This is a genomic window from Chryseobacterium ginsenosidimutans, from assembly GCF_039536845.1.
Taxonomy (GTDB): domain Bacteria; phylum Bacteroidota; class Bacteroidia; order Flavobacteriales; family Weeksellaceae; genus Chryseobacterium; species Chryseobacterium ginsenosidimutans_B.
The window spans coordinates 757,628-782,767 of the sequence record NZ_BAAAZJ010000010.1; the positions used below are offsets into that span (position 1 = coordinate 757,628).

The following is a 25,140-nucleotide window of genomic DNA, read 5'->3' on the forward strand; positions in this document are numbered from 1 at the left end:
CAAAGATATAAAAAAACCTTCCAATCATTGATTAAAAGGCTTTTATATTAATTAAATTTTAATAATTCTATAAATCCAATGCAGGCTCAAGAATCTTTTCCATTCTTTTCTTCACCATATCTACAGATCCTGAATAATTATTAACCATTAAAGAAAACACCAAAGTTTTGCCAGAATTGGTTTTCATATATCCTGCCAACGTTTTTACTTTATTTAAAGTTCCTGTTTTAGCAAAAACCTGTCCGTTTCCAAGACCGTTAAACATTCTTTTTAATGTTCCCGACTGTCCGCCAACCGGTAATGAAGTCAAATATGTTTTGTAATATTTTTCGTCCATTAAAGAAGTCAAAAATTTAGCCTGAGCGATCGGAGTTACATTATTACTTCTTGAAAGTCCGCTTCCGTCCATATAATTAAGACCAATCATATCGAAACCTTCATTTTTCAAATGTTCTGTAACCACTTTTCTACCTGAATCAGTCGTCTGATCACCAAAACTCTGGAAACCAACTGTTTTCAATAATGCTTCTGCCAAACCGTTGTCACTGTGTTGGTTGGTATAAAAAATAATATCACCCAAAGTCGGAGATTTGTACGCTGAAACCAATTTTCTGTTTTCAGGATTTGCATCAGTCATTTTAGGCGTTACTTTTCCGGTTACAGCAATCCCGCTTTTTACCAAAGTTGTTCTGAAAGAATTGGCAAGGAAAGCCGGAGCATCAGGTATTTTTGTTGTTAAAATTCCGTCACCTTCATATTTGTCTGCATAAACCATTTGCTTGTTGTACGGAGAAACATAAAAGAATTTCTTATCTCCTGAGAAACTGTTTCCTTTTTTCACAAGAAGTTTTTCATTTGCAGGATTAATTTCATGAGTGGAACCAGCCGGCAAATAGTAATTATTGTTCTCTAACCAAACAACATTTTCCGGAAGCTTTGCAATATTACCTTTGAAAAGCGCTGTCTGAATAATAATATCACCATTTACTTTCCTGATTCCCTCACGAGAAAGCCCGCCTATGAAATCTGAAACGATATCTCTGTAAGACCAAGCTCCTGCTTTGTTTGTACCCAAAGATGGGTCACCACTACCTACAACATAAAGATTTCCATTCAAAACTCCATTTTCATCAATACTTCCGGAGTATTCCAACTGTGTATTCCAACGATAGTTTTCACCCAACAGATTCATTGCCGTTTCTGTGGTCAATAATTTTGTTGTAGAAGCCGGAACTAATGGAGTATTTTCGTTATACGAAGAAATTACCTTCTTCGTTTTCGGGTCGTACACTACGAATCCCCAGGTTGCATTTTTCAGAACCGGGTCGGTCATCATTGTGTTTACATTAATATCTACAAGCTCTTTAGGCGACAAAATAGCTTTCTCAACCATCGAAGTGATGGGAGAAGGTAGGTTTAAACTGCTTTTTTGATTGTCATAAGCCGGAGAATATAGAACTGTAGAAACGGTAGACTGTGCAAGGAAAAAACCTGAAGCCAGTACCGCAACGCTTGAAATATATCTTCTGAAATTTACCATCTATTTTTCATTTTGTCACAGTTTGGATAGGCTAAAAATCAATTGGTTAAATTGAAAGTTAAGCACCCAGACATATAATCAACGACCAAATGTAGAAAATATTGTTGTATAGTAGTTCTGTAGACTATGATAAAAACTCTATAAAGTTTGTTAAAAATTGTTAAAAATCTACAAAAACGTCTTTTTTAATACTTTGATAAGCAGTAATTTCTTCAAATTCTTTTAAACTTATCAAAACCAGCTTCTTATATTCTTCATACTTTTTGCCTCTCGGAAGCTTAAGCATGATCTGAAATTGGTATAAATTGTTAAGTTTCGCAATCTGAGCTTTTTCCGGTCCTAAAACACAATCTTCCGGAAGATATTTTCTTAAAATCGAACCTAAGAATTGAGAAGCACGATTTACTTTATCTTCTTTTCTGTGCTTCAGCTCAATCATGATTAATTTTGTGAAAGGCGGATAATGAAATTTCTGACGCTCCGTTAAAATATATTTGTAAACCTTCGCAGGATTATTCATTTTAATTAACTGAAAAACAGAATGATCCGGATTAAAAGTCTGAATTAAAATTTTTCCTTTTCCGGAAACCCGTCCTGCACGTCCGGAAACCTGTGTAATCAATTGATACGCTCTTTCTTCTGCCCGGAAATCCTGAACATAAAGCATGGAATCCGCTTTAGGAATCGCCACCAATTCGATATGATCAAAATCCAGACCTTTGGAAATCATTTGCGTTCCGACAACAATATCCGTTTCCCGATCTTCAATTTTTTCGTATAATTTTTCGTAGGCAAACTTCTTTCGCATGGAATCTACGTCCATTCTATCCACTTCATTATCAGGAAATAATTTTGCAACTTCTTCATGAATCTGTTCGACTCCTACTCCTCTTTCATTCAGGTTTTCAGAGTAACATTTCGGGCAGGTTCTTGGTTTTGAAGCTCGCTGACCGCAATAATGACATTTCATTTCATTGGCAGCTTTGTGATAGGTCATTACAACATCACAATTTGAACAGTAATTTACATAACCACAAGTTTCGCATTCAATTACATTCGCATAACCACGGCGGTTATGGAGAACAATAGCCTGATTTTTTTCTTCTAAAGTTTTCTTAATTTCATCAATTAAATGCAGAGAAAAATTTCCCGATACTTTTTTGGAATCCTGAGCTTCTTTAAAATTAATCAACTCATATTCAGGGAGGTTCACATTTCCGAAACGTTCTTCAAGGAAAATATATTTCATTTTATCCTTTCGGGCATTGTAATAACTTTCAACTGAAGGTGTTGCAGAACCTAAAATAACATTCGCTTTGTAAAAATTTCCCAAAACCAATGCAGCATCTTTTGCATTAAAATAAGGAGAAACTTCTCTCGGTTTATAAGCAGAATCATGTTCTTCATCAACAACAATCAAGCCTAAATTCTGGTAAGGCAAAAACAAAGCATTTCGGGTTCCGATAAGAATTTTAATATCATTTTGCCGGATTCTTCTCCAGACTTCCACACGTTCAAAATCAGTGAGTTTTTGATGATAAAAACCAAGCTGTCGACCGTATTTTTTTTCTAATCTTTGGGTAATTTGTTTAGTTAAAGAAATTTCGGGAAGCAAAAACAGCACATTCTTTCCTTCCTGAATGCACTCTTCTATTTTTTCTAAATAAATATGTGTCTTTCCTGATGAAGTCACGCCGTGAAGCAATACATTTTTTCCTTCTTCAAAGGCTTTATCAACTTCAGCTTTTGCGTCTCTCTGAGCTTCGGAAAGCTCTTCAATTTCTTCGATTTCACCTTCATAACTTTCGATCCTGTCTTTTTGCATGTAATATTCTTCAACAAGATTTTTATCTGCCAAAGATTTGAAATGCGAACTTCCAAAATATCCGTCTTCAAAAAGTTCTGATTTTTTGATATGCAAATCAGGATTTTCTGTCTGTTTTTCTAAAATATGCAGGAAAAGATCTTTCTGTTTCTGGGCTCTTTTTAATGTTAAAAGTATTTCTGTAAGATTGTGAGATTTTAAAATCTCATCATTAATTTTTACATAAGCAACTTCTTTTGCTTTATATTTTTCCGCAATTTTTTCATCAATTTCAATGTATTGCAAATCAATTAATGAATTAATCGTTTTAATGATATCTTTTTTCGGAATAAAAGCTTCAATATCCGTTAAATTAATCAGCTGTCGAACTTCCAGAGCCTGAATAAGATACATTTCATTGACATCCAGATTCTCAAAATCAACCTTTACATTCGGTTTTAATTTTAAATAAGTTTCACTTTCCAGTTTTAAAGATGAAGGAAATGCAAAACGGTAAATCTCACCCAATCCGCACAAATAATAGTCTGAAAGCCAGTTCCAAAAATTAATCTGCTCTTGCGGAACGATTGGTTTATCGTCCAACATACTGATGACTTCTTTTGCCACGAAGTTTTCAGGCGCATTATCGTGAAGTTCAAAAACAATTCCCGTATAAATTTTCTTACCGCCAAACGGAACTAAAACACGCATTCCTACCTGAATCTCAGATATAATTTCGTCAGGAACTTTGTAGGTGAAAGATCCTTTTAAATTTAACGGTAAAACTATTTGAGCGTATTGCAAGGGAAATATTTAAAGTGTAAAATTAGATTTTTCTTTACAGAACTGCAATATTTTGTTTAGGTCATTGCGATGAATGAAGTGACGGAGCAATTTTTAATTATTCATAACTGTAAATTTATAAGTAGCTTATGTAAGATTTTTTTCATTATTTTGATGAGATTGCTTCGTCGCTACGCTCCTCGCAATGACAGAAGCTGAAATTAATGACTTCAGCCCTAGCCCGGATTGCAGCGACATCCTTTTTGGTTGCGGGCGGAGCGAAGCGGAGCCCGTAACCAAAAAGATATAGTGGAAAGCCGGAAAAAGCTCCTAAAAATAATTGGTGGTTAAGCGGTTATAAATAATAAATTTCTGTTTCTTAAATGACAGAGTGCTTATTTAGAACAAGAATTCAATAATCTGATACCAAAATGCGGAAGTAAAAAGTCCTATAATAATGCTGAATCCGATGGTTAAATTGGTGAGTTTGGTGTTCAACCTGAACTGTTCTGCGATGATGCTTGAGGTAAGAACCGCAGGCATTGCAGATTCAAAAATGGTAATTTTTGCGATATTTCCCTTTATTCCGAGCAATAAAGCCAATCCTAAAGTGATGGCAGGAGCTAAAATTAATTTATAGAACATTGAAACCGACATCTGAGGAATTAATTTTTCCCAGCCATTGAATTTTAATTGTAATCCGACTGAAAATAGCGCCAACGGACTTACGGTTGCTGCCAGTTTATCGAAAAATGGTTCTGCTAAAGTAAAATCGATGAATTGAGATAAAATTAATGCAGAAATACAACCAACAAGCGGCGGAAAAGTAATTAATCTCTTTACAATAAATTTTGCACTTACTTTTCCTGATTTGCTTCCCCCTTTTAAGGCTGCAATAATTCCTAATGTAGAAAGTGAAAAAAACATCGTTTGGTCACAAATAATGGCAATACTTAAGAGACTTTCGCCATAAAATGCAGCAACCAGCGGAAAACCGACAAATGAAGTATTGCTGTAACCACTTACCAACTCCAATGTACTTCTGGATCGTCTTGAATATCCTTTGCTTCTGCTATAAAACATCATGAAGAAAAAACAGAAAACTGATGTCAAAAAAGTGGCTACAATTGGGAAAAGCATTTCTACTGACCAGTGAACTTTCGGAAGATATTTGAACGAAACTGCAGGAAGCGCCAGATAAAGAATCCATGTATTGATGCCTTTGTGCGCATCAGGATGGATAGATTTTGTTGCTTTGAAAATCATTCCTGCGATAATGCACACTGCGATCAGAACAAAATTTACCATAGTTGAAAGATATGATGCAAATTTACTGCTGATTTTCTAGTTGAAAATGAAAACTGGTATTTTTTACATAGTTTTTTTGTTATTCCGATTTCTGTGACAATACTATTATTAATTCATCGTATCCCAAAGACTCATCACATCAACTTTTTCCAAAGGTTTTGAAAGGGTAATTCTTTTTGAGGTTTTTGGAAGTAGATCAAAAAAATTGTCACTGAAATGCGTATCTCCCATTAAATAAATATCTTTTGCCAAAACATCCGTGGAAATTTCAATTTCTGTCGGAGAAATTTTCTTGATTTGGATGTTGGGTTTTGTTAATTTCAAATCTTTTGGTTTTGAAAAGAAATAATTATTTTGAGCAATGATTTTTTCATTTTTATCTTTTAAAGTTAATTTTAAAAAGACTGCATTTTTATTGGAGTCAGAAATTAAATTTTCAATTTCAATCGGATCAAATTTTACAATTTCTTCTAACCTTTTCCCATCTGGAGCAGTCGTAATTTCGTCTAAAACTTTACCATTAAAATCAATGACTTTAATCTCAACAAAAATATTTTCAAAATTTTTCAAACCATCATTAATTGCATAAAAATTTAATACGTCGTCTTTTTCATCTGCCAAAATCACCTGATTTTCAAAACTCCTTTTAACCTGATAATGCAACGCTTTCCAGTTTCCCAGATAATCAATGGACGACCACGAAATCACCGGCCAGCAATCATTAAGCTGCCAATACAAAGTTCCCATATTGTAAGGTTTTGCACGGCGATGCGCTTCAATCGCGATCTGCATTCCACGGGCTTGCAACAGCTGAGAGACATAATTATATTTTACAAAATCTGTCGGAACGTTATAGTCACGTTTCATATACGAATTAATGATTTCCCAGCCTCTCGAGTGTTTTTCGTGAGCTTTAATCGTTTCGTTTTCTAAACTTAAATCCGGAGTTCCTGAAAACATTGATTTTGTTATTTCCAACGTCGGCATTCCCTGAAAACCATATTCCGAAGCAAATCTCGGAACTTTTTCATTGTAAATTTCAAACGGCTGTTCACCCCACCAAACTCCCCAATAATGAGAATCTCCTTCAGTCAGGCTTTCTTTGTGTCCCCAACCGATTGACGGTGAACTTTCCCAATAAATTGACTTGTCTTTTGCTGCAACTTCATGAATGGTATTCGGAATGACTTCATGAAAAACTTTTTTATAATCTTTCCAAACCTGCAGAGAATCTTCTTTTGAATATTTAAATTGTTTCTGATATCCCCAGTTTACGATGGCTTCATCAATTTCATTATTCCCGCACCATAAAGCAATGGATGCATGATTCTGAAGTCGGTTGACCTGATCTTTTATTTCTTCTTTTACATTATTTAAAAATTCTTCATCTGACGGATAAAAACTTCCCGCAAACATAAAATCCTGCCAAACCAGAATTCCGTTTTCGTCGCAGGCTTTGTAAAATTCATCGTCTTCGTAAATTCCTCCGCCCCAGACACGAATCATATTCATGTTCGCATCTTTGCAATCTTTAATGAGTTTTTGATACTTTTCTTTGGTAATTCTTGGTGTAAAACTGTCGGAAGGAATCCAATTGGTTCCTTTTGCATACATTGGATTTCCGTTGACTTTAAAATAAAACGATTTTCCTTTTGTATCTTTTTCCTGAACCAATTCAATGGTTCTTAACCCAATTTTTTCAGTTTTATTATCTAAAAATTTTGAATCTTTTTGCAAAGAAATTTTTATATCATACAAATTCGGATCACCGCATCCATTGGGTTGCCAAAGTTTTGGATTGTTGATTGCAAGAGGAATTTGAATTGTATTTTTTCCTTTTTTTAATTGAAAATTATTTGATTGATTATTAACTGAAAAAGTATATTTTCCTTCTTTTTCGACAAAAATTTCTGTTTGAATATTTAACTCTGCTTTTTGTTTTGTTAAACTTTTTTGCTCGATCTTAATATTTTCGAGTTTAGCATTATTCCAGAAATTAAGTTTGACATCTTTCCAGATTCCGGCTGTAACCAGTCTCGGCCCCCAATCCCATCCGAATTGATATTGAGCTTTTCTCACAAAACTTCTTGGAGATTCAGGCATAGTGAAAGGAACTTTTTTTGCCAATTCTCTTCCTACATTTACCGCAGATTTGAATTTGATTTGCAATAAATTGTCGCCAATTTTTAAATTTTGCTTAACAGGAATTTCCCATTTTCTGAACATATTGTCTGTTTTTATCAGCAGTTTTCCGTTCAGATAAATTTCTGAGAACGTATCCAACCCATTAAAAACCAAATCAATATTCTGATTTTGCAATTCTTTTTCTGAAATCTTGAAAGTTGTTTGATAATCCCAATCTTCATTTTCTATCCATTGAACTTTCTTTTCATTTTCATCTTTGTAAGGATCGGGAATTACTTTATTATTCATCAAATCCAAATGAACTGTTCCTGGGACTGTGGCGATCAGCCATTTATTTTCTTTGGTATTTTTGAATTGCCATTTTTCGTAGGATAAATTTCGCTCGGAAAACTGAGCATTGATTAATGTTTGAATGAAAAAGAAAACAAAAAGTATGGATTTTTTCATTTATAATTTATTTACAATTCTGTGAATTCCATTTTTAATAAGCGTTGTATTAAAATTGATGAGAAGTCCAAGTTTTATGTTTGTTAATTTTAAATAAGTTAACAATTGTGCATTAAAAACAGAATGCATTTCCAATACTGATTTCACTTCAATTATGACTTTGTCCTCAACAAGTAAATCAATTTTATAAGCATTTTCGATACTTATTTCCTTATATTGTAAAGGCAAGTAAACCTGTTGTTTTACATTGAATCCTAATTTTTTTAATTCATATGCTAAAGCCGATTCATACGTATTTTCTAATAACCCTACTCCAAGATTTTTATGTACTTCGATAGCTGAACCTATTATTTTATAAGATAATTCATTTTCTGTCATTTGTTTTTGTGTTTTTATTTTTTAACGCAAAGATTTAATTTTAATTATTATTAAGCTTTAAGCGGGCAAAGAAGAATCAATTAAAAATTGATTTTATGAAGCCAATATTATATCCATGCAGCTTAATCAGCGACTTTGTCGCAATTCTTTGCTCTCTTAAATAAATATAAATTTCAATAAAATCTTTGCGTTAAAAAATTATCATTATTATTTATTCGTCAAAGCAATAACTTCCTCCCCACTTGCAAAAGCGCCACCATCAGTAATCGCGGAAGAATGAAAATATCCGGCTTTTGTAACCTCTCTGATTTCTTCAATATTGATTGAACGAAGTCCGCCCCCGATAAGAATTTCGATTCTTCCGTTGGATAATTCTACCAATTTTTTAAGATTTTCTTTACCTTCAGAAACATTAGGTTTTTGACCTGAGGTAAGAATTGTTTTAAAACCGCATTCAATTACTTTTTCTAAAGAGTTTTCCAGATCTTTTGCTCTGTCGAAGGCACGATGAAAAGTACAAGGAAAAGGATTTGCTAACTCAACTAAAGCTTTATTTTGTTCAATATTCACCTCATCATTTTCATCCAAAATTCCGAAAACAAAACCGTCAACATTTAATGATTTTAACTGAATTAATTCTTCTTTCATCTGCTCAAACTCGGCATCAGAATACGTAAAATCTCCACCGCGAGGACGAATCATCACAAAAATCGGAATGTTTATTTTTTCTCGAAGTTGTTTTGCTATATCAAAGTTTGGCGTTGTTCCACCTTCGCTTAATCCGTCACATAATTCTATTCTGTCGGCTCCGTTTTCAAAAGCAATCATGGCTGATTCGGGGTTGAAGCAGGCTATTTCTATTTTTGACATTTGGGGTTTAGGGTTTAGGGTTTAGGGTTTAGGGTTTAGGGTTTAGGAAAATTAATTTCTAATTTCTAATTTCTAATTTCTAATTTCTAATTTCTTAATCATTATTTCAAAGCAAATTCAGGTTTTTCCAGACGATTTCCTTTTTGGTCATAAACGGCATAATTAAATCCATCCTGAATACAATATGACCCATATTCGCCCTTTTTATTCAAAGCAATAAAACCAACCTGAATATCTTTTAAATTCTTATTTCTTCTCTTAGTAATCTGTACAATTCTTTCAACTGCTTCTTTACAAGCCTGTTGCGGACTTTTGCCTTGTCGCATCAATTCAACAACCAGATGGGTTCCAACCATTCTGATTACTTCTTCACCATGACCTGTTGCCGTCGCTGCACCTACTTCATTATCAACGAATAAACCTGCTCCGATAATTGGAGAATCACCTACTCTCCCGTGCATTTTGAAAGCCATTCCACTCGTTGTGCAAGCTCCGGAAAGGTTTCCCTGTGCATCCAAAGCGATCATTCCTATTGTATCATGATTTTCAATGTTTACGATAGGTCGATATTTGCTGTCTTTCAGCCATTCTTTCCATTCTTTTTCGGATTCGGCAGTTAAGATGTTTTCTTTTTTAAAGCCTTGAGAAACTGCAAATTGTAAAGCTCCGTCACCCACCAACATCACGTGTGGCGTTTTTTCCATCACGGCTCTCGCTACAGAAATCGGATTTTTGATATTTTCTAAAGCCGCAACCGAACCGATGTTATAATTTTCATCCATAATACAAGCATCTAACGTCACTCTTCCGTCTCTGTCGGGACGACCGCCGTAACCGACACTTCTTTCAGTCGGATCATTTTCAACCAAGCGAACACCTTTCTCAACAGCGTCCAAAGCTCGCCCATTTTTCCCTAAAATCGTCCAGGCTTCTTCGTTGGCTTTTAACCCGAAATTCCATGTGGAAATGACGATCGGCTTGTTGATAATTTTATTATGAGTTTCGGGTAGACCTTTAGCAATTAAATCCAATGGATTCAACAATAATGCTGAAGATGCCAATGCTGTATTTTTTAAAAATTTTCTGCGTGAGTTCATTGTTTTTTAATAGGTATTAGTATTTAGGAACTAGGGCTTAGAAAAACCGTAATAGTTTAATTCGCTCCAATTTCATCAACGAAAAGCCAAGCTTTTGAATCTGCTCCCGGATTCCCAGCCGGAATAATTCCTGCGTTTTCTATTTTAATTTTGATGTATTTTGAATTTTGATTTCCTACGTTTAATTTGATTTTCCCCTTTGCATTTTGGATCTCGTCTTTTCCGATTTCTTTAATCATTTTGAAATTTTTATTATCATCAGAAACGAAAATCTGTGCAGATTTTGCCATGTGAATCCAGCTTCCTTTGTTTTCTAATGTATTAAAATAAACTTCTGTAAAATTAGTCTTTTGTCTAAAATCAATTGTCGCGACAACATCTTTTCCTTGAAAACCCAACCAAGTTTTTCCTAACTGTCTTTGATTTCCAATAATTCCATCGACCAAAGTAAAGGCTCCACCAAAAGAATAATTTTCGCTCGGCTGTTGTTCTAACGTAATATTTTTTCCTGTAGTTTTTGAGGTCGTAAATTGTTGAGAAGAAACTGCACTTTTCAATTGTCCGTTTTCAAAATAAGCTGATTTTATGATCATTGACTTTGAAACCGGAATTGGTTTTTGATACACCTGAGAATTTGCAGTCGGATCCGTTCCGTCTAGTGTATATCGAATTCCGCTTGGGTTTTGTGAAGTTGAAAGTTCATAAGAAACTTCATCATTATTAGGAATTACCTTTCCGGAAACGTTGTAAATGCTTTTTGCATAATTCACATTCATTTTATCCAACACTTTGAACTGATCAATCACTCTTCCTTCAAATTCCTTATAATTTTTTGGATCGGACGTTCCCCAACCAACTTCTGAAAGTGCCATTAATCTTGGGAAAATCATGTATTGAACTTGCTTAAAATCTTCAATATATTCTGTCCATAAATTCGCCTGAACTCCCAAAATATATTTTGCCTGTTCCTCATTCAATTCTGTCGGAATCGGACTGTAAGAATAGACTTTATCTAAAGGGGTAAATCCACCAAAAGCATTCGGTTCAGATTGCGGATCTCCCTGATAATGATCGAAATAACAATAAGAACCAGGAGTCATTACAGCGAAATGTCCTGATTTTGCAGCTTCAATTCCGCCATTTACACCAGTCCAGCTCATTACAGTTGCATTTGGAGCCAGTCCGCCTTCTAAAATCTCGTCCCAGCCAATGATTTTTCTTCCTTTTGAATTCACATATTTTTCAATTCTTTGGATAAAATAACTTTGCAAACCGTGTTCATCCTTCAAATTATTTTTCTTTATTAATTGCTGACAGTGAGCACATTCTTTCCATCTTGTTTTCGGACATTCATCTCCGCCAATGTGAATATATTGCGAAGGAAAAAGTGCCATTACTTCATCCAAAACATTTTCTAAAAACTTAAAAGTTTCATCTTTCGGGCAAAAAACATCGTCGAAAACACCCCATTTTGTAGCTGGTTCGAAAGGTCCTTTTGTGCAAGCCAGCTCCGGATAAGCCGAAAGTGCCGCCAAAGCGTGACCCGGCATTTCAATTTCCGGAACTACAGTAATGTGTCTTTCTGCCGCATATTTTACAACTTCTTTAATCTGATCCTGAGTGTAAAAATAAGGTCCATAAGGCTTTCCGTCAAACTTATTATCAACGTAAGCTCCGATCATGGATTCTTTACGTTTTGAACCAATCTGGGTCAGCTTCGGATATTTTTTAATTTCGATTCTCCAACCCTGATCGTCCGTTAAATGCCAATGGAATGTATTCAATTTATACATTGCTAAATAATCGATATATTGTTTCACTTCTTCAACCGTGAAAAAATGACGGCAAACGTCTAAGTGCATTCCGCGCCATTGGAATTTTGGGGAATCTTGGATTTCGAGAGCGGGAATTTTTCCGTCTTTTGAAGTTTTTATTAATTGTAAAAGAGTTTGAATGCCTTGAAAAAGACCTTCAGGGTCCTTTCCAATAACCATAATCATTTCGTTGCTAACATTTATAATGTAATTTGAATTAAACTCTCTTTTATTATCAATTTTTAAATCTTTATTTAACAGTAGAGAAATAAAATTTGGTTTTGTTTTTTTGGGGGTTGCAGATGAATTTTTTGGATAGATTTTTTTAAAATTATCAATAAAATATTTGTATTCATTAGATTTTTTGTCACCCACGAAAAGTGTACTCTCACTTATCTCGAAATTCCCTGTTTTTAATTCAACCTTTTGCGGATAAGGAATTAAATTCAGTTTTTTTTGAGAATAAAATAAGTTTGAAACTAATACTAAAAATACTAAGAAAGCACGTATCATTAAATTCAATTAAGGTTTTGGCTAAGATAATTATTTTCTGAAAAACTTGTCCAACCTTTTTAACTTATTAAAAAATAAAACATCTAATTTTGCAAAAAATATATAATGAGAAAAACAATTTTATTGGCTGGAATACTATTCTTTTCAGTTTCTGCGCAAGCACAAATTTTAGATGTAATAAAATCTACAGTAAAAGATAAAACAGGCATCGACCTGAATAATCCTAAAACGACAACCGGTTCTACCACTACTACAACTTCAACAAAAACCTCGACAACCTCAACCTCTCCTATTAATTTGGGAAGTCTTACTTCTACACAGATTTCTTCAGGATTAAAAGAAGCATTAAGTCTTGGTGTAACTGAAGGGGTGAAAAAACTGGGTGTTACTGATGGTTTCCTGAAAAATGAAGCTGTAAAAATTTTAATGCCTGAAAAATTACGAAAAATTGACACCACTTTACGCTCTGTTGGCTTGGGAAGCTTGGCTGATCAAGGGGTGAAATTATTGAACAGAGCTGCAGAAGATGCCGTAACTGAAGCCGCTCCGATCTTTACAAAAGCAATTACTTCAATGACGATTACGGATGCTAAAAATATTTTACTGGGAAGTGATAATTCTGCAACCAATTATTTACAGACAAAAACTCAAAGCCAATTGTTTACAGCTTTTCAGCCGAAAGTAAAGGCTTCTCTTGGAAAAGTAGGCGCAGATACATTATGGAAAAGTATTATTTCAAAGTACAATACATTGACAGAACAAGCTGTAACAACCGATCTTAATGAATATGTAACGACAGAAACCATTAACGGGGTTTTCAAAATGGTTGCTGATAAAGAAAGTGGAATCAGAAATACACCCGCTATGAGAACGACGAGTATTTTGCAGAAGGTTTTTGGAGCTCAAGATGGAAAGTAAATTTCTTTTGTCTTGAAACAAAAGAAACAAAAATTCAAGACCTGGAACTCTTCGCTAAAAATAAATTCTGTTCTCTAAAAATTCTAAAACTCGTGCGGATTTAATATTGTTACTTCGGTTGAATATTTGTCCCACACTCAAACAGTAGAATTTTCTTAACGTTCACAGATTTTATTTTCTTAACGCTACGATTTCCTATGTCCATTCATAAAAAAACCTTGTCGATTGACAAGGTTTTTTTATTTAGAATTGCATTTCAGGAATTTCTCCTTCAATGATCAGATCTGCTTCTGTAGATTGGATAATATGTTCCACCGAAACTCCCGGAGCTCTTTCAACCAATTTGAAACCCGCCGGAGTTACGTCTAAAACTGCTAATTCTGTCACTACTCTCTTTACACAGTTTACGCCAGTTAAAGGAAGTGTACATTTTTTTAAAATTTTGCTTTCTCCTGCTTTGTTTACGTGCATCATCGCAACGATAATATTTTCTGCAGAAGCTACCAAATCCATGGCGCCACCCATTCCTTTTACCATTTTCCCCGGAATTTTCCAGTTGGCAATGTCTCCGTTTTCAGAAACTTCCATTGCACCAAGAATCGTAAGGTCTACTTTCTGACCTCTGATCATCCCGAAACTGAAAGCGGAATCGAAGAATGAACCTCCTTCCAGAATAGTGATCGTTTGTTTTCCGGCATTAATGATGTCTGCATCTTCTTCACCTTCAAAAGGAAAAGGTCCCATTCCCAACACCCCGTTTTCACTCTGAAATTCTACGGAAATACCTTCTGGAACGTAGTTGGCGACCAAAGTGGGGATTCCTATTCCAAGGTTTACATAGTAACGGTCTTTGAGTTCTTTTGAAATTCTTTTAGCAATTTGTTCTTTTGTGAGCATAGTAAAAACTTAGCCTGCAATTTAAATATTTTCACTTGAATACAAAAGGTCTTGTTATTCAAAATTATTAACATCAGAAGTCAAAATAATATCTCTAATTTTGCAAAATTATTTATTAGAAATGAAAGTACTTTTAAAATATCTTAAACCTTACAAATGGTTGATCATCCTTTCTTTGTTATTGGCAACCATTAATCAGGTTTTTTCTTTATTTGCACCAGCTATAACAGGAAATATCCTTGATAAACTGGTTACGCATCCTAATTTTTTTGATAAAGAAAAACTTTTACCCAGAAATATTGACCAATATTTATACGGAGACGGAATTTACCACGGTGTGTTCTACTTTTTAGGACTACTTATCGGAACAGCGATGATAAGCCGAATTGCTAAAGCTTTTCAGGATTATGCAGTAAGTGTAATCACTCAAAAGTTTGGGGCGAAAATATTTACAGATGGTTTAAAACATTCGATGGCACTACCTTATCAGGAATTTGAAGACCAAAGAAGTGGTGAAACCCTGTCGATTCTAACGAAAGTAAGAGAAGATACTGTAAAATTTATCACCAGTTTTATTAATATTTTCTTCGGAATTTTGGTGAGTATTATTTTCGTTTCTGTGTATGCAATTCGTTTGCATTGGTCGATTATGCCTGTTTACATCTGCGGAATCTTTCTGATTGCATTTATCACCAATTTATTGAGCAAAAGAATCAAAAGTATTCAGAAAAACATCGTTTCCGAAACTACGGGTTTAGCCGGAAGTACAACAGAAAGCTTAAGAAATATCGAAATTGTTAAAAGTTTAGGATTAACCAATCAGGAAGTAATCCGTTTAAATAATAACACGTACAAGATTCTTGGGCTTGAGCTTAGAAAGGTAAAAAGTATCCGTTCTCTAAGTTTTATTCAGGGTACGATGGTGAATTTTCTTCAACAGATGATTACCATGACTTTGTTATTATTAATTTTTAAAAACATTGTGACTCCCGGACAATATTTGTCTCTGATGTTTTATGGATTTTTTATTTTCGGACCGATGCAGGAAATCGGGAATATCATCATTTCTTACCGTGAAGCTGAAGCGTCTCTTTTTAATTTTGATAATTTAATGAAAAAAGAAGTGGAAGAAAAGCCCCTTCATCCAAAACAAATTGGTGCTATCGAAGAATTGGAATTTAAGCATGTTTCTTTCAAACATCAATCTGCTCAATATAAAGCTTTGAATAATATTTCTTTTGATGTTAAAAATGGCGAAACCATCGCTTTTGTGGGACCAAGTGGTTCCGGGAAAAGTACGTTGGTAAAATTGCTGGTTGGGCTGTACAGACCGCAGGAAGGAAATATTTTTTACAATTCTATTAATGGGAAAGAATTTGATTTTGATGAACTGAGAAATCAAATTGGTTTTGTAACCCAGGATACCCAGCTTTTTGCAGGAACCATCAAAGAAAATCTTCTTTTCGTAAATCCTGATGCTACAGACATTGATCTGGCCATTGCTTTGCAGAAATCAAGCTGTACTGCATTGCTGGAAAGAGCAGAAAAAGGCATTGAAACCGTTATCGGTGAAGGCGGACTGAAATTGAGCGGCGGTGAAAAACAAAGAATTGCCATTGCAAGAGCACTTTTAAGAAAACCTCATTTATTGATTTTTGATGAAGCTACTTCAGCGTTGGACAGTATTACTGAAGAGGAAATAACCTCTACTATCAAAGCTATTTCCAAAGAAAAAGAACAAATTACGGTTCTTATTGCACACCGTTTGAGCACAATCATGCATGCAGACCGGATCTATGTTCTTGAACGCGGACAAGTTATAGAAATGGGATCTCATGATAATCTGATTGCCGAAAAAGGTTTGTATTACGCGATGTGGAGACAACAGATTGGAGAAAGAAAAATGCTTATTTCGCCCGAAGCATAACATAAACAAAGCGCTGAAAATATTTTCAGCGCTTTTACTTTTTTTATTTTAAATATTTTTCAAAGATGTTTAATCTTTTTTTCTAACTGTTCTCTGCTCAATTCTCTTTTCAAATTTTTCTCCCTGGAAAATTCGCTGGATCATAATTCCCGGAATGTGAATCTGATTGGGATCTAATTCTCCCGGTTCTACTAATTCTTCAACCTCAGCGATGGTAATTTTTGCAGCTCCCGCCATCGGATGGTTGAAGTTTCTTGCCGATCCTTTGAAAATAAGGTTTCCTGCGTGATCGCCCTTCCAGGCTTTAACGATAGAAAATTCTGCTTTGTAAGCATGTTCCAAAATATGAGGTTTTCCGTCGAAATCCTTTACTTCTTTACCTTCCGCTACTTCAGTTCCGAAACCTGCAGGAGTGTAAAAAGCAGGAATTCCCGCCTGGGCCGCTCTGCATTTTTCCGCTAAAGTTCCCTGTGGAGTAAGCTCAACTTCCAATTCTCCGGAAAGCATTTGTCTTTCAAACTCGGCATTTTCTCCTACATAAGAAGAAATCATCTTCTTGATTTGTCTTTTATGAAGTAATAATCCCAATCCGAAATCATCAACTCCCGCATTGTTTGAAATACAGGTTAGATCTTTTACATCACTCTCTACCAAAGCATTAATTGAGTTTTCAGGAATACCGCAAAGTCCGAATCCACCCAACATTAAAGTCATTCCATCCTTAATTCCGTCGATGGCTTCCTTTGCATTTTTTACTCTTTTATCTATCATGAAACATTAGATTTTCTGTTGGCTAAATTTAATAATTTTTCTCATATCAACGTTACTCAGGAATTTATTTGAATTTTCAATTTCTATTTATCAAAAAGTCTGTTTTAAGGAAAAATTATATAATCTTATTATCTATTGCAAAAGAAAGCGCTTCTGTAAAATTTTTAACCTCAAAAGCTTCAAAAATTTTTCTCCTGTAATATTTTACAGTATCAGGTGAAACAAATATTTTTTCTGCAATTTGATTGATCGTTAATCCCTGAGCGTATAATCGGAGTATTTCCAGTTCTTTTTCCTTGAGTTTTGATTTCTTTTCTGCAATCCAAACTTTTTTTGACAGATTTAATTTCCAAAATACATCTGAACCTTGTTTATGTATGGCAACATTCCCCGCCTTTTGATTATGTGAAAGAGACACAATACATAATGATTTCCAGACAGCTCCTTTTCCGTTAAGAAAAAGCGGTGTCAATTTATGGTTAATAAGAATCGGTTTATCATATTTACCTTTTAAATGAAAATCATAAGAAATGCTGTATAACTTTCTTTCATCAGTTTGAGGCAGTTTATCATAAAAATCAAATCCAAGGTCATTAATCAGATTCAATAATTCTACATCTTCTTTGGGTACATTCTTAAAATAAAATTCATAGCCCATTTCAAGAACTTCCTGGGAAGAATATCCCGATAAAAACAAAGGATTATCTGAAACATATTCAAATTTTAACTCCTCATAATCAATCACATAAACACTTTGATAGGTTATTTTTGCAAAAGATTTTACGACTTCCAAATAATTATCAAGCTGAAGTTTATCCTCATCTGTTATTGTTTTTATTTTATTTCTGTTGAATAATGAGCTTTTTTCATTTTCCATCTGATAAAAGTACCAAAAACTAAACAAAAGTGTAAAGTGTATTTAAAATCATTTATCTTTTTTTGTATTTAAAATTTACCTTAGCCATGAGTGAAGAATTTTGTTCCAACTGTAAACAAACTGTGAAGCCCAAAAGAATCGACGGACGTTATATCATCCATGAAATTGAACATGTTTTACATTTTGAAAGAGGTATTTTATACACCATTCGGGAATTATTGATAAGACCGGGAGACAACATTAAGAATTTCATCAATGAAAACCGGAGCAGACTTGTAAAACCCGTTATATTCATTATTGTAACATCATTAATTTATACTTTAATCAGTAAATTCTTTCATATCGAAGAAGGCTATATCAAATTTGATGATGCAAAAGAATCGCAAATACATGCCATTAATAATTGGGTTCAAAGTCATTACGGATATTCAAATATCATAATGGGTGGATTTATTGCTTTTTGGTTAAAAATATTTTTCAGAAAATATGATTATAATTTTTTTGAAATATTAATCCTCCTCTGTTTTATCCTTGGCATGGAAATGCTGCTATTCTCTGTTTTTGCCCTTTTTGAGGGATTAACCAAATTTTCTTTGATGCAGATTGCAGCAGTTATTGTCTTTATCTATTTTTCCTGGGCGGTCGGACAGTTTTTTGATAAAACAAAGTTTGCGAGTTATGCAAAAGCCTTTGTTTCTTACATCTTAGGAATGCTTACATTCGGCATTTCAATAATGATTTTAGGGGTTTTAATTGACTTATTTACAAAACACTAACAGTATAAAGATATGTTCATTACATTTGCGATTTTAATAATCCTCTTCTTAATAATCAGAAAAAGCAAGAAGTAATCTTCCTGCTTTTTTTAAAATTCTATTTATAATCCAATCCTGTAGTAAACCGTCCCTTCGGGACTCTTCTTTTTAAAATGATTTACTTTAAATTTTACTGAACAATTAATTTTAATGTAAATAATTTTCTTGTGTGAACTTTCACAAAATACACTCCTTTCGGAAGATTTTCGTTGACCATAGAAAAACGCTGATTATTGATATTTTTAGATTCATACAACAAATCTCCGTTGGCAGAAAGCAACTCGATTTTTTCAATCGGATAATCACTTTTAATAAATGTCGGTTCACCCGGTTTTGTTGGATTTGGATATAAAACCACATTCTTTTCCGTACTTTTTACCTCTCCTGTCCCCAAAGTCGCTCCTGTCACCTGAAACTGAACCCTATTTGAAACTTCCGTATAAGAATCGTTTGTAAACATTACCATATAATAATTCCCCGGAGTTGCAGGAACTGCTGTTCCCTGAATCGTTTTTGTTCCTTGAGTAATTCCATCGAAATATGTGTAAGAAACAAAATTATCATCAGGAATTGTGACACTTTGAGGATAAATTCCCAACCAGTCTTTTATAATTCCCGGCGAATCCGTCCAGGAAGCCGTAATGTTTTCACCTAAAGTATAAACCGGCTTGTTTGTCCAAAGTTCCGTAACAATATCCCCGACTTTAAAGAAAACCTTTTCTCCAACAGTTGTATAACCATCTTCTAAGAAGTATTGAGCATAATAATACCCTTTCGCAAGACCTGTAAAATTAAGTGTTCCAGCAGGTGTTGTAACATAACTCCATTGTGTAGAGTTTACATTTCCGGGAGTGTGCCCCATTTTATAAATTCCGATCCAGTCTTTAACCAAATTTGGTCCGTTGCTGAAATTAACTGTTACTGTTCCTCCAACAGGATAAGTATCTGCTGTCGTAGTTAATACAACTTTCGGCCCTACATAGAAGTTTTTTCTTGGTGTAATTTCTGTGTACCCGTTATTCGCGAAAAATCCTGCAAAATATTGACCTTTATTAGCAATACCATTAGAAAAATTAGCTGTTCCTGCTGTTTGTCCGTTTGTATATACATAAGCTTGAGAAGCTATAGAAGCCGGATTCTGACCTTTTTTATAAATTCCTACCCAATCCTGATTGTTCCCCGGACCATCTGTGAAAGTAGCTACAATCGGTTCGTTCTGGGTATATTCTGTTTTATTTAAAGTAAAAGTAGGGTTCGAAACCACACTTCCTGTCACCGTAAATTGTTTTACATCACTCCAGTCGCTCCATTCCAGGTTTCTGTCTCTGTAACGAACTTTAACGTAATAATTTCCGTTTGTAATTGAGTTTGATGCAATAGTAGCTTTTGTAATATCAACATTGGCATTCTGATTTTTGGTATAATCCGGAGTTCCGTTGCCTTCTTTCCCGAACCAGTCTTCGAAATCTCTGTAAAATTCTTTTTCAATAATAGAAAAATCTGCAGCCTTACTTATTAAAAACTGTGTTGTATTTAATAATTCTCCGTTTGTACTTGAAAATGTACTACCATTTAATGTTAAAGGTAAAGTAACGGGAGATGGAAAAGTATTTGAAATAGAAGGTTTCGCTGGTTTGGGCTGATTTTTATAGCGGTGGAAACTGTCAACCAATTCATTATATTTTCTGTGATGAACTCCTCCTATCGAGTAACATTCTACGTCAACTTTTCCTGTGTTTACATCAACTTCAACGATTTGGTATGTCCAATCTGTCAACGTCTTTTGAACATCATCAAAATCCTGTTCCGTAGACATTCCCCAATATTGATCCCAAGCCGTTCCACCGGAAATTATCTGATAATTCGGGCTTTCTTTCAGCTGACCTCTGTGATAAAGGTGGTGATGCGCTCCAACGTGCATTAAATACTTATTGGAAGTCGTCAAAAGCGGAACTGCATTGTTTCTTACCCAAGTCGAAATATCTCCGACGTATTGTTCCGCCTGATAAGGTCTGTGGCTTAAAGAAATGATCCAGTCTACCGTAGAATCATTGTTTGCTTCATTTAAAATCTGCTGAAGCCAAGTCATTTGCGCTGAACCTGTGTGTTCGGAACTCAAACTTATAAACAAAACGTTTCCAGCTTGTTGAGCGTAATAATTTTCATTTCCTGACGAGATGTTTTTATATTTAATTTCATCGATATAAAAATGAGCGTAGTAAGAATTCATTCCCAACGTTCCATAGGTTTCGTGGTTTCCAACCGTTGTCTGGATCGGCAGATAAGGTGAAAGTTTGATATTCTTTTTGAAATGAACATTTTCATAATGATCCAATGTTCCTACATCTACCTGATCTCCAACCATAAACGTTAAAGCAACATTATCGGAAGGATCAGAAGTTGCGCCGAATTTTTCTTTTAATTTTTTATAGGCATTTAATGTTAAAGTATCATATCTCGGCTCAGCCTTAATTTGGTTGTCACCCATTATCAGAAAACGGATTTTCCCGTTTGCTGTTGCAGGTTGTCCCGGTAAAGGAAGCGTTCTGAAGTTATAAACGGCAGATTCACTAGTCCCTGTTTTTATCTTATAATAATACTTTGTATTAGGTTGTAAATTAGCGATTTTTGCCGTGTGATAATAATAGTTGTTATTATATCCTGTATCTGAAAAAATGTTGGTCGTTCCTGTAAAGGTAATATTTAAATTTGTCGGAGTTGTTCCGTAGATAACTGTTGTTTCGTTGTTTGAGGCTGTTTTCCAATTGACAATCATCGAGGTTGGTGTCGGATTTTGCAAATAGGGAAATAAAGCCTGCCCAAATGCCATCTGGACGACGAAAAAGAAAAAAAATACGTAATGTTTCATTGTAGTTTAATTTTAAGTGGTGTGTGAGTTTAAAATTTATAAATCAATTAATTAAAGAGTATTTTGCACTCTATTTTTATTTTCGTGCAAAAGTAGAGTTCCCATATAAACTCTTGCTGACGGGAATCTGAAGGAAGTGTTAATTTTCAGACTCTATTTTGATTAAAAAATTATCATATTTAGCATATTAATTATTTGGCATATTCAAAAAATGTTTTGTACATTTGCAACCTGTTATTCAACCTCTGACGAAGTCCGTGTAAGTTGCTTAGCCTAAACATTTTATTTAATTAATAATGGATTTATTAAAGTACGTACAAGACAAGTACATTACAAAAAAAGAATTCCCTGAGTTCAAAGCAGGTGATACAATCACTGTTTATTACGAAATTAAGGAAGGTCAAAAAACAAGAACTCAGTTCTTCAAAGGGACAGTTATCCAATTAAGAGGTACTGGTTCTACAAAAACTTTCACTATCAGAAAAATGTCTGGTGATGTAGGTGTAGAAAGAGTTTTCCCAATCAACATGCCTGCTCTTCAAAAAATTGAACTTGACAGAAAAGGTAAAGTTAGAAGATCTAGAATCTATTACTTCAGAGATCTTAGAGGTAAGAAAGCTAGAATTAAAGATGCTTCTTATAAAAAGAAATAATTCAGACAACAATACATACGAAAAGAGGCTGTTCATATTTGAGCAGCCTCTTTTTATTTCTTCCATTTTCGGGATTTACAATAACTGTCATAAAAATTCAACACCTGCTTTGTCATTCCGTAGGAATCTCAACACAAGCGTTTTCACAATTCAGCCTCTACAAAATAAGCTTAGATTCCTACGGAATGACAAAGTGACTGGTTAATAGATTACCTAATAAAATCATACAAAGCATTCCAAAACTTGTCATAAACTTCAATGTGCGGAAGATGCCCTACATTTTCAATTTCAACTAACTTTGAACCTGAAATCAATTGTTGCGTTTTCTTCCCCAATTCCTGATACTGACCCATTTTCGATTGTAATTCTTTTGGAGCTCTGTCTTTTCCTATCGCGGTTCTGTCTCTCGTTCCGATAATCAATAATGTTGGAGTTTTGATGTTTTTGAATTCATAGCAAACCGGTTGATTGTAAATCATATCCGATGTTAAAGCTGCATCCCAAGCAACTTTTGGATAATCTTGATGTAAAGTCCAGCCAGCAATTAAATCCAGCCAAGGTTGATATTCTTCTTTCCATTTGTTGTCGTAGTAAAATTTTAACTGATAATCTTTATAAGACTCTGCTGTATTTTTCAACTCTGATTGATACGCCTGATCAATAGTTTGATAAGATGCAAAAGTTTTATAGTCTTCCAATCCAATCGGATTTTCTAAAATTAATTTTTGAACCATATTGGGATAAAGCAGCGTAAATCTCGTCGCAACCATCCCTCCCATCGAATGCCCTAAAACAATGGTTTTATCTACTTTCAATTCATCTAAAATAGCTTTTGTATTTTCGGCTAATTGTGAAAATGAAAACTGATAACTTTGAGGTTTTGAGGATTTTCCAAACCCGATCTGATCCGGAATAATCACTCTAAAACCTTTATCCGAAAGATCTTTTGCTGTTTTTTCCCAATAAGCCCCATTAAAATTTTTACCGTGAAGAAGCAGTATTGTTTTTCCGTTTGATACTTTTGGTTTTACATCCATATACGCCATTTTCAAATCGTTATTTTGAGATTTAAATTTGAGAAAATGAACTTCATAAGGATATTGATAATTGGTAAGTTCTGCATCCAAAGGTTTTACTTGGGCAAGAGCAAAATTTGAAGCACCCCATAACATTAAAACAATAACAACATTCTTAAAATTTTTCATGAAATTTTATTTTAGTATTAAAAATAAAAAAACCGCTTCAAAAGAAACGGTTTCTATGTATTAATTATAATTTTTTTAAGATAATTCTGCTGTTTTATATTCTTTCTGAGAAGGTAAATTCATTAAAACAATCGCGAAAAGGATTAAAACGATTCCTAACCACTGAACAGCAATCACTTTCTCACCAAGCAAAACAAAAGCCATTGTCACAGAAACCGGAAGTTCCAGAGAGGAAACGATACTTCCTAACCCTAAACCCGCATTCGGAAAACCAATATTGAATAAAACCGGCGGAATAACCGTTCCAAACAATGCTAAAACGAAACCATATTTCCATAAAATTGAATATCGGAAGGAGTGAATATGCTCAGTATTTTCTGTGAAATTCAGGTAAATTGATTTTAAACCATCAAAATGAAGCGGACCGATCTGGGCAAAAAATAAGAATACAAAAATTACAAGCGAACCTCCGCAAAGCATAATAATACTTTTTCTAAAAACCGGCAAATGTGTTGCTAAAGTATTTGACGTAAACATCGTTAAAGTGTAAGAAGAAGCTGCTAACAACCCCCAGAAAATACCTTTAAAATCTAACTTAATTTCTGTATTGATAAGATTTGTTGCTAAAATTGTTCCGATCAAAACGATAATTACAGCTATAATTTTTCTTACATTAGGTAATTTTTTTGTCAGAAAACTTTCAACCACAACACTGAACCAAACCGACTGCATCAACAATACAATTGCAATCGAAACATTAATATATTGAACTGCAATATAATAAAACAGACTTGTGCAACCAAGCGAAGTTCCGGCTATCATTAGATTTCTTACTTCTTTTGACGTTGGTGAGGCTAATTCTTTTTTTGAAGTAATTGTCTGAATAAAATTCAAAATTAAAAGTCCGACTAATCCCAAAATAAATTGAGAGGTTGTAACTTCTGAAGTTGTATAACCTTCCTGATAGGCAAGCTTAACAAAAGTCGCCAACATACCGTATATACTCGCACCAATTCCTACAAATAAAACTCCTTTTAGTATATTTTTCTTCTCCATGATTCATTTTTTGAACAGCCCGCAAAGTTACAACTTATTAATGAAAATAATCGAGAAGCATGAAATGATAGACAAATAAAATCGGCGCAAGCTTTGCCTGCGCCGATTCATAAATTATTTTTAATTATTTAAATTATTTTTTAACAATAACTTTAGATGCAGCATCGATACCGATACCTTTCACTTTCACCATATAAGTTCCGTTAATTAATCTATCCGTAGAAATTGATTTTTTTGCATCAGGAGAAATTTTATCTTCTGAAGACACTAATTTTCCTGACATATCGTAAATCTCAACACTTACTTTTCCTAAAGTATTGCTAGGGAAATTAATGAAGAATTCATTTTTAGCAGGGTTTGGATAAATAGAAATATTATTTTTAACAACTTTCACTTCATCTGTTGCCAATACACAATCTGCAGGTACTGTAGTATCCTGAACCTGATCATTGA

Annotated in this window: 19 protein-coding genes; 4 read left to right on the forward strand and 15 right to left on the reverse strand. The window is 34.2% G+C overall.

The genetic code is table 11. The features are described from left to right. Positions 1–67: 67 nt before the first annotated feature. The 8 genes from dacB to ABD745_RS15430 all read right to left on the reverse strand — a co-directional run bounded on the left by dacB (position 68) and on the right by ABD745_RS15430 (position 12,699). Complete coding sequence (gene dacB / locus ABD745_RS15395) at positions 68–1,540, reverse strand: D-alanyl-D-alanine carboxypeptidase/D-alanyl-D-alanine endopeptidase (RefSeq protein WP_344831796.1); 1,473 nt, start codon at positions 1,538–1,540, stop codon at positions 68–70. 160 nt (positions 1,541–1,700) lie between these two features. Beyond that, positions 1,701–4,148, reverse strand: coding sequence for a replication restart helicase PriA (gene priA, locus ABD745_RS15400; protein ID WP_344831799.1), 2,448 nt, complete (start codon positions 4,146–4,148; stop codon positions 1,701–1,703). A gap of 378 nt (positions 4,149–4,526) precedes the next feature. After that, positions 4,527–5,435 (reverse strand): AEC family transporter, encoded by a 909-nt coding sequence (locus ABD745_RS15405; protein WP_344831801.1) that lies wholly within the window; start codon positions 5,433–5,435, stop codon positions 4,527–4,529. Between the two features lie 108 nt (positions 5,436–5,543). Further along, positions 5,544–8,027, reverse strand: coding sequence for a beta-mannosidase (locus ABD745_RS15410; protein WP_344831804.1), 2,484 nt, complete (start codon positions 8,025–8,027; stop codon positions 5,544–5,546). Continuing rightward, a complete protein-coding gene (locus tag ABD745_RS15415) occupies positions 8,028–8,405 on the reverse strand; it encodes a GxxExxY protein (protein WP_344831806.1) in 378 nt (125 codons plus the stop codon). A 207-nt stretch (positions 8,406–8,612) separates the two neighbouring features. After that, positions 8,613–9,275 carry a copper homeostasis protein CutC gene (locus ABD745_RS15420; protein WP_344831808.1) on the reverse strand — a complete coding sequence of 221 codons (663 nt, stop codon included), beginning with the start codon at positions 9,273–9,275 and terminating at the stop codon, positions 8,613–8,615. A 101-nt stretch (positions 9,276–9,376) separates the two neighbouring features. Continuing rightward, positions 9,377–10,372, reverse strand: coding sequence for an isoaspartyl peptidase/L-asparaginase family protein (locus ABD745_RS15425; RefSeq protein WP_344831810.1), 996 nt, complete (start codon positions 10,370–10,372; stop codon positions 9,377–9,379). A 56-nt stretch (positions 10,373–10,428) separates the two neighbouring features. Beyond that, positions 10,429–12,699: a glycoside hydrolase family 20 protein gene (locus ABD745_RS15430; protein ID WP_344831812.1), complete on the reverse strand. Its 2,271-nt coding sequence runs from the start codon at positions 12,697–12,699 to the stop codon at positions 10,429–10,431. Between the two features lie 105 nt (positions 12,700–12,804). On the opposite strand from ABD745_RS15430, the gene ABD745_RS15435 reads away from it, so the two are divergent. Continuing rightward, entirely contained in the window at positions 12,805–13,617 is an 813-nt protein-coding gene (locus ABD745_RS15435) for a DUF4197 domain-containing protein (protein ID WP_344831815.1), read from the forward strand. Positions 13,618–13,860: 243 nt separating this feature from the next. Here the strand turns inward: ABD745_RS15435 and ABD745_RS15440 are convergent, their stop codons facing one another. Continuing rightward, positions 13,861–14,514 carry a 3-oxoacid CoA-transferase subunit B gene (locus tag ABD745_RS15440; RefSeq protein WP_047398140.1) on the reverse strand — a complete coding sequence of 218 codons (654 nt, stop codon included), beginning with the start codon at positions 14,512–14,514 and terminating at the stop codon, positions 13,861–13,863. A 121-nt stretch (positions 14,515–14,635) separates the two neighbouring features. On the opposite strand from ABD745_RS15440, the gene ABD745_RS15445 reads away from it, so the two are divergent. After that, positions 14,636–16,441, forward strand: a complete 1,806-nt coding sequence (locus ABD745_RS15445; protein WP_344831820.1) for an ABC transporter ATP-binding protein — start codon at positions 14,636–14,638, stop codon at positions 16,439–16,441. Between the two features lie 69 nt (positions 16,442–16,510). On the opposite strand, the gene ABD745_RS15450 is transcribed toward ABD745_RS15445, so the two are convergent. Continuing rightward, the gene (locus ABD745_RS15450) at positions 16,511–17,212 is read right to left on the reverse strand and encodes a CoA transferase subunit A (RefSeq protein WP_344831822.1); all 702 of its coding nucleotides are present in this window, start codon (positions 17,210–17,212) and stop codon (positions 16,511–16,513) included. Positions 17,213–17,327: 115 nt separating this feature from the next. Next, entirely contained in the window at positions 17,328–18,089 is a 762-nt protein-coding gene (locus tag ABD745_RS15455; protein ID WP_344831825.1) for a response regulator transcription factor, read from the reverse strand. 86 nt (positions 18,090–18,175) lie between these two features. Between ABD745_RS15455 and ABD745_RS15460 the strand changes: the two genes are divergently transcribed. After that, positions 18,176–18,865, forward strand: coding sequence for a DUF3667 domain-containing protein (locus tag ABD745_RS15460; protein WP_344831828.1), 690 nt, complete (start codon positions 18,176–18,178; stop codon positions 18,863–18,865). 169 nt (positions 18,866–19,034) lie between these two features. On the opposite strand, the gene ABD745_RS15465 is transcribed toward ABD745_RS15460, so the two are convergent. Then, positions 19,035–21,773, reverse strand: a complete 2,739-nt coding sequence (locus tag ABD745_RS15465; protein WP_344831831.1) for a fibronectin type III domain-containing protein — start codon at positions 21,771–21,773, stop codon at positions 19,035–19,037. Between the two features lie 296 nt (positions 21,774–22,069). Between ABD745_RS15465 and rplS the strand changes: the two genes are divergently transcribed. After that, positions 22,070–22,426, forward strand: coding sequence for a 50S ribosomal protein L19 (rplS, locus tag ABD745_RS15470; RefSeq protein ID WP_047398112.1), 357 nt, complete (start codon positions 22,070–22,072; stop codon positions 22,424–22,426). 209 nt (positions 22,427–22,635) lie between these two features. On the opposite strand, the gene ABD745_RS15475 is transcribed toward rplS, so the two are convergent. The 3 genes from ABD745_RS15475 to ABD745_RS15485 form a co-directional block, all read right to left on the reverse strand. Continuing rightward, positions 22,636–23,631, reverse strand: a complete 996-nt coding sequence (locus tag ABD745_RS15475; RefSeq protein WP_344831841.1) for an alpha/beta fold hydrolase — start codon at positions 23,629–23,631, stop codon at positions 22,636–22,638. Between the two features lie 75 nt (positions 23,632–23,706). After that, positions 23,707–24,687, reverse strand: a complete 981-nt coding sequence (locus tag ABD745_RS15480; protein ID WP_344831848.1) for an EamA family transporter — start codon at positions 24,685–24,687, stop codon at positions 23,707–23,709. 133 nt (positions 24,688–24,820) lie between these two features. After that, the coding region (locus ABD745_RS15485; protein WP_344831853.1) for a T9SS type A sorting domain-containing protein at positions 24,821–25,140 on the reverse strand (320 nt) is incomplete at its 5' end.

Excerpts from the sequence above, each read along its gene's own strand:
- ABD745_RS15420 (WP_344831808.1), bottom strand. The coding sequence starts at position 9,275 with ATGTCAAAAATAGAAATAGCCTGCTTCAACCCCGAATCAGCCATGATT.
- dacB (WP_344831796.1), bottom strand. The coding sequence starts at position 1,540 with ATGGTAAATTTCAGAAGATATATTTCAAGCGTTGCGGTACTGGCTTCA.
- ABD745_RS15460 (WP_344831828.1), top strand. The coding sequence starts at position 18,176 with ATGAGTGAAGAATTTTGTTCCAACTGTAAACAAACTGTGAAGCCCAAA.
- ABD745_RS15440 (WP_047398140.1), bottom strand. The coding sequence starts at position 14,514 with ATGCTCACAAAAGAACAAATTGCTAAAAGAATTTCAAAAGAACTCAAA.
- ABD745_RS15425 (WP_344831810.1), bottom strand. The coding sequence starts at position 10,372 with ATGAACTCACGCAGAAAATTTTTAAAAAATACAGCATTGGCATCTTCA.
- ABD745_RS15415 (WP_344831806.1), bottom strand. The coding sequence starts at position 8,405 with ATGACAGAAAATGAATTATCTTATAAAATAATAGGTTCAGCTATCGAA.
- ABD745_RS15480 (WP_344831848.1), bottom strand. The coding sequence starts at position 24,687 with ATGGAGAAGAAAAATATACTAAAAGGAGTTTTATTTGTAGGAATTGGT.
- ABD745_RS15450 (WP_344831822.1), bottom strand. The coding sequence starts at position 17,212 with ATGATAGATAAAAGAGTAAAAAATGCAAAGGAAGCCATCGACGGAATT.
- ABD745_RS15410 (WP_344831804.1), bottom strand. The coding sequence starts at position 8,027 with ATGAAAAAATCCATACTTTTTGTTTTCTTTTTCATTCAAACATTAATC.
- ABD745_RS15430 (WP_344831812.1), bottom strand. The coding sequence starts at position 12,699 with ATGATACGTGCTTTCTTAGTATTTTTAGTATTAGTTTCAAACTTATTT.
- ABD745_RS15475 (WP_344831841.1), bottom strand. The coding sequence starts at position 23,631 with ATGAAAAATTTTAAGAATGTTGTTATTGTTTTAATGTTATGGGGTGCT.
- ABD745_RS15455 (WP_344831825.1), bottom strand. The coding sequence starts at position 18,089 with ATGGAAAATGAAAAAAGCTCATTATTCAACAGAAATAAAATAAAAACA.
- ABD745_RS15445 (WP_344831820.1), top strand. The coding sequence starts at position 14,636 with ATGAAAGTACTTTTAAAATATCTTAAACCTTACAAATGGTTGATCATC.
- ABD745_RS15465 (WP_344831831.1), bottom strand. The coding sequence starts at position 21,773 with ATGAAACATTACGTATTTTTTTTCTTTTTCGTCGTCCAGATGGCATTT.
- ABD745_RS15405 (WP_344831801.1), bottom strand. The coding sequence starts at position 5,435 with ATGGTAAATTTTGTTCTGATCGCAGTGTGCATTATCGCAGGAATGATT.
- rplS (WP_047398112.1), top strand. The coding sequence starts at position 22,070 with ATGGATTTATTAAAGTACGTACAAGACAAGTACATTACAAAAAAAGAA.
- ABD745_RS15435 (WP_344831815.1), top strand. The coding sequence starts at position 12,805 with ATGAGAAAAACAATTTTATTGGCTGGAATACTATTCTTTTCAGTTTCT.